The sequence below is a fragment of the Streptomyces sp. NRRL B-24572 genome (genome assembly GCF_002156145.1).
Classification (GTDB): Bacteria; Actinomycetota; Actinomycetes; order Streptomycetales; family Streptomycetaceae; genus Streptomyces; species Streptomyces vietnamensis.
In genome coordinates this window covers 1-3,981 of the sequence record NZ_MWIG01000453.1, presented here as the reverse complement: position 1 = coordinate 3,981, position 3,981 = coordinate 1, and the positions used below count along the sequence as shown (strand labels likewise).

At 74.1% G+C, this 3,981-nt stretch carries 4 protein-coding genes and 1 pseudogene; 1 reads left to right on the top strand and 4 read right to left on the bottom strand.

The window, feature by feature from the left end; translation table 11 throughout:
* The 4 genes from CCN56_RS25860 to CCN56_RS25845 form a co-directional block, all read right to left on the bottom strand.
* On the bottom strand, nt 1-442 hold a 442-nt coding region (locus CCN56_RS25860; protein ID WP_086830383.1), incomplete at its 3' end, for an SRPBCC family protein.
* Nucleotides 443-564: 122 nt separating this feature from the next.
* A complete protein-coding gene (locus CCN56_RS25855; RefSeq protein ID WP_086830382.1) occupies nt 565-1,149 on the bottom strand; it encodes a hypothetical protein in 585 nt (194 codons plus the stop codon).
* Nucleotides 1,150-1,281: 132 nt separating this feature from the next.
* Nucleotides 1,282-1,737, bottom strand: coding sequence for an SRPBCC family protein (locus tag CCN56_RS25850; protein ID WP_086830381.1), 456 nt, complete (start codon nt 1,735-1,737; stop codon nt 1,282-1,284).
* On the bottom strand, nt 1,734-2,564 hold the full coding sequence (locus tag CCN56_RS25845) for a DeoR/GlpR family DNA-binding transcription regulator (protein WP_086830380.1): 831 nt from the start codon (nt 2,562-2,564) through the stop codon (nt 1,734-1,736). The genes CCN56_RS25850 and CCN56_RS25845 overlap by 4 nt, the downstream gene beginning before the upstream one ends.
* Nucleotides 2,565-2,698: 134 nt before the next feature.
* Between CCN56_RS25845 and CCN56_RS25840 the strand changes: the two are divergent.
* Nucleotides 2,699-3,981 (top strand): annotated as a pseudogene (locus tag CCN56_RS25840) (hypothetical protein); the annotation flags it as partial.

Below are 3,981 nucleotides of genomic sequence, written 5' to 3'. Positions count from 1 at the left end.
GCGCCGCGTCCCGGAAGGAGAGCCCCACGCCCGGCGCCGCGAGGCGCAGCGCGAGCCGGAACGGGGCGGCGCCGTCGACGGCCATGGTCCAGCGCAGCCGGGTCCCCGTCCCGGTGGGGGAGAGGAGCCACTCCTCCGCCATGGCCGTCACACCGGGGGCGTTCGTCGTGTCCACCCGGTACGCGTAGCGGAGGTCGGGCTCGGAGGCGAGGATCGTCTCCTCGAACGCGATCCCGCCGCGCAGCCGGATCGTCCGGCCCGCGCCGTCGCCCGTCGGCACGGCGGAGGTCACGGCGGTGAACCAGGAGGGCAGGCTTCCCACCTCCACGGCCACCGACCGGTAGACGGCCGCCGGCGGGGCGGCGAGGTCCACGGTGAAGGCCAGGCGGACGGGCGCTGAGGTGGTGAAGTCGAGTTCCACCGGCTCGAGTCGGCGTGCCATGGGTCCTCCCGGGGGACGCGAGTGGAGTGAGCACCCTAGCTGACGCGCCGTCAGCAGCACAGAGGGGCCCCGTCGGACGGGGCCCCTCTGTGGCGCGTGCGTACCGGCTCACCCGGCGGCGGTCACCACTGGCAGTGGACGTGGGTCTTGTGGTTCTTGTCGTCGCCCGGGCCGAGGACCAGGGAGGCGCCGAGCTTGCGGCAGGCCTTCATGAACCCCTTGTGATCGGCCTTCTTGCCCACGTGGCGACCGTTGATCCAGGTCACGTCGATCGCGCGGCCCGCGTAGTGCTTGGAGGTGCGGCTGTGCTCTCCGCCGACGAGCTCGGAGATCTGGAACTTGTAGCGGTACTGGGTGCCGAGCTTCAGGGCGCCGTTGAGCATCTTCGTGTCGAGCGCGACCCGCGCGCCCTTCTTGTGGCCCCAGGGGCTGGTCCTGGCCAGGCGTCCGTTGGAGACGTCGACCAGGTTCTGCTTCGGGAGGGAGGCCTTGTCGGTGCCGCCCACGTGCGCGGTGGCGTAGGTGATGCCCTTCGTGTTCAGGATGGAACGGGCCAGCCTGGCCGACTCGTTCGCCGCCTTCGCGGGCGCGTGGTGCCGGGCGGGCGTTCCCCGCTTCCCGGGGGACGGCTCCGCCGTGGCGGCCGGTCCGGCGGCGAGAGCGGCGGCCGAGACGGTCAACGCGACGCAGACAGCGAGACGCTTCATCGATGTTCCTCATTCTTCGGTTGGACGCCAGAACTGATCGAGAGAAAAGCAGTCGACCAGGTGATTTCCGGCAAATGAGGAGGTTTCCCACTCGAACGTGGGACTCGGCGTCAACATCCCGTCCGCCGAGGCCTACTCTTTCGAGCTACCGCTCCCGCGCAGGAGCCCGTCCACCGCCCGCCCGAACACGAGCCGGCCCGCCCGTGCCAGCACCGGATCGAAGGCCCGAGGCAGCCCCCGTACCGACAGCTCCTCCGTCCACACCACCCGGCTGCCGCCGTCCGGGATCTCCGTCACCTCGACGCGCGCCCAGCCCCGTACGACCCGGCCGTACTTCTCCAGGCGGCAGACGCCGGGCCGGCCGGGCGCCGGGGGTTCCCAGCGCACGACCTCCATCGGGTCGTCGAAGGAAAGACGGCCGACGCCCGTCCGGGCGGTGAACCGCGTGCCCGCCCCGTTCGGCCCCGGCGTCAGGACGATCGTCCGGGTCAGCGGCACCTGGCGGCCGTGCGCCGGCCAGTCCGTGAGGCGGCGCCACACCTCCTCCGGGGCCAGCGGCACCGTCCGCTCGACCCGGAAGGGGGTCACGCCTCTTCCTCGCCGGGCACCACCAGACCCGGCAGGTGCTCCGTCACCTCCGCGCGGACGCCCTCCGGCAGGCCCCGGTCCGTCACCCAGGTGTCGACCTCGTCGAGGGTGGCGAAGGAACTCAGCCCCACCGTCCCCCACTTGGTGTGGTCGGCGACCACGACGACCCGCCGCGCCGAGCGCATCAGACACCGGTTGGTCTCGGCCTCCGCCAGGTTCGGCGTGGAGAGCCCGGCCTCCACCGACACGCCGTGCACGCCGAGGAAGAGCAGGTCGAAGTGGAGCGAGCGGATGGCCCGGTCCGCGACCGGCCCGACCAGCGCGTCGGACGGCGTGCGGACCCCGCCGGTCAGGACGACCGTCGCCGCGCCGCGCCGCGCCTCGCCGCCCCCGCCGCCCGTCTGCTGCGCCTCGTGGAACACGTCGGCGACCCGCACCGAGTTGGTGACCACCGTCAGGTCCGGCACGTCCAGGAGGTGCCGGGCGAGCGCGTAGGTCGTCGTCCCGCCCGAGAGGGCGATGGCCGTGCCCGGTGCGACCAGGGCGGCCGCCGTCCGGGCGATCTCGTCCTTGGCGCTCGGTTCGAGGACCGACTTGGCCTCGAAGCCCGGCTCGTGGGTGCTGGCCTCGACGACCGGAACGGCCCCGCCGTGCACCTTCGCGACCATGCCCTGCCGGGCCAGCGCGTCCAGGTCGCGGCGGATCGTCATGTCCGAGACGTTCAGACGCCGGGTCAGTTCGTTGACCCGTACGCCGCCACGCCGCCGTACCTCGTCGAGGATCAGGGCACGCCGCTGCTCCGCGAGGAGGTTCTGGTTGTCAGTCACCGCCGGGGCCGGTCCTTCCGCAGGAGACAAGGGGATGAGTGTCGGATTCGGTGAGAGACCGTGCGCGGTCGCACGGCCTTCCGCGATCCTGTTGCCGACGTCGCATCTTCCCACCCTGAGAGGAAGTCGCCTCAGTGTCCCCTGCCACACCCGCCCCGGAGAGCGGGGGCGCGGCGCTCGAACTCCTCGTCCACGGAGTCGGCGGAGCCACCCCCGAGTCCATGCTCGACGACCCCAGGACCGTACGGGTCACCGGCGACCGGACCGCCGCCGTGTACCGGCGCGCCGAGGACCTCGACGCCGAGGACCACCCCGAGCGGTACGCGGCCCGTCCCGTCCCGGAGGCGTACTGCTGGTCCAATCTGACCTCCGGCGACGGCGCCCGCGCCCTGTGGCTGCTGCTCCTGCCCTTCATGGTGGCCAACCTGGCGCACTGGATGCGGCCGCCCGCCGAGGACCGGCCGACGCTGGTGCGGCTCTACGGGGTCGTCGTCCGGCTCGTCGCCCTCACCCTCACCGTCCTGCTCACGGCCGCCGCCTGCGAGGTGGCGCTCGACCTGACGGCCTGGCAGTGCGCGGCCACCACCGCCTGCACCGACGCGTACTCCTGGCTCGGTTTCCTCTCCGCCGGGCGCGGCGGCTGGTGGTCCCTGCCGGGCCGCCGGCTCGCCCTCGCCGCGCTCGTGCCGACCGCGCTCGTCGGCCTGCTCTGGTACCTCTCCAACCGGACCTGGAGCGCGTACGAGGCGCAGCGCCCGCCCACCGGATACGACGCCCCCGTCGCGGAGCCCGGGGCCGACACGGAGGCGGCGGACGCCGCCGAGCCCGCCGGCCCCGTCGAGCTCCGTCCCGCGCTCGGCCGCCCCGGCTTCTGGTACGGCCGCCGGCTCGTCGCCCGTCTCCGCGCAGCCCACACCGCCGCCGGGTTCCTCACCGTCGCCGCCGCCCTCGTCACGGCCACCGTCCGCCACGACGCAGGCTCGCCCGGCCCGCGCCCGGTCCTCGGCCGGGTCCTCCAGGCGGCCGTCGTCGTCCTCGCGGTCGTCGTGGTCCGGGTCGTCTGCCGGCGGGGCCGCAGCGAGAGCCGACTCGACCTGCGGGTCGAACGGGCCCTCGTCTCCTGGCTGCCCGCCGCCTCCCTCGTCGTCCTCGTGCTCACCGCCGTGCACGCCGGCTGGTCCCGCCCCGGCTGGACCTCCTCCGGCACCCTCCCCGGCAACGCCGTCTTCGGCGCCCTCACCCTCGTCCAGGGCGGCCTCGTCGTGGCCCTCGGCGTCGTCGCCCTGCTCCTCCAGCGGCCCCGCCGGGACCCCCGCACCGCGCTGCGCGGACTCGGCGGGCCCGCGGTCGCCATGCTGGCCTGCGCGCTCGCCGGGGTCATGTCCGGGGGAGTGGCGCAGCGGGTCGCCGACTGGCT